Source organism: Streptomyces sp. NPDC031274 (assembly GCF_055570235.1).
Genome location: NZ_JBVIHP010000444.1, coordinates 1 through 1,073 on the forward strand (window position 1 = coordinate 1; position 1,073 = coordinate 1,073).

Annotated in this window: 1 protein-coding gene and 1 pseudogene; both read right to left on the bottom strand. The window is 72.0% G+C overall.

The features are described 5' to 3' along the window. Positions 1–750 (bottom strand): YqeB family protein (locus tag ACZ5CR_RS47050; RefSeq protein WP_468870211.1); only part of this gene is annotated, 750 nt, incomplete at its 3' end. Positions 751–919: 169 nt separating this feature from the next. After that, a pseudogene (locus ACZ5CR_RS47055) lies at positions 920–1,073 on the bottom strand (SAM-dependent methyltransferase); the annotation flags it as partial.

Sequence of the window (1,073 nt, forward strand, 5' to 3'; positions counted from 1 at the left end):
GCCACCGCCCCCTTCGCCGGCCTCCCCTGCCAGCGGACGCCAGTACTGGTCCTTGCCCTCGTCCCGTACGACATAGCCCAGACCCTGCATCGTCTCGGCGAGGTCCCGGAAGTCCTCCTTGGCGTCGCTCTTCAGCGCGGCCTTCCGCGCCGCGAGGACCGCGTGCCCCTCGGCGGGCAGACCGGGAGCACCGGGGATCCAGCGGTGGAACAGGGACGCGTGCGGGTCGGCGTCCTGCCACGGGTAGCCGTGTGAGCGCAATGCCCTGGCCAGGGCCGGTGCCGCCGTCTTGTGGGCACCGCGCGTGAACTGGCGTGACGTCTCGTCGAGGACCACCAGTTCCTTGCCGTCCAGGAACACCGCCGAGACGCGGGCGCGTTCGATGGTCCGTGTCCGCTCGTGCAGCTCGGCCGCCAGCTCCTGGTCGGTCAGCTTCAGCTTCAGGGTCTCGACCGTCTCCGTGACGGCGAGGAGGAACCCGGCCACCAGGCCGACGACCAGACCGGCGCCCATCGCGACCCCCACCTGCCACGGCTCGTCCAGCGAGCCCACGAACGTGATGCCGTCCCGCCAGGGCAGCACCGGCAGATCGCTCAGCCACCGGGCCAGGGGCGGCAGGCCGAGGCCGAGCAGGAGGCCGAGGAGCGGCAGACCGATGAGTACGGTCAGCAGCTCACCGCGCGGGTAACCGAGCACCGTCGTCCGGTCCTTGCGGAGTGAGACGGGGCCGGGGCTCTCTTCGCTGGTCATGTCCTCGACGCTAGGCGGGCAGGAACGGCGGGGGAGCGGCCGAAAGTCGATGGGCGGCAGACTTCGGTCGGTATCGCCGTCGCCCCGGTGCCGGTACATGCCGGTACCCGTCCAGTGCCGGTTCCCGCCCGGTTCCTCCACCGCGTACGCCCGGCCCCGATGACCGCCCTCAGCCCACCGGCATCAGGGTCAGATAGGCCAGACCGAGCACCTGGCGGTAGCCCCGCAGCCAGGTGTCGCGCTGGCGGTCCGTCTTCTCGCGGGTCTCGGCGGCCAGCGGATGGCCGGGGTGCGCGGCAAGCCACTCCTCCACGTCCGTGCGG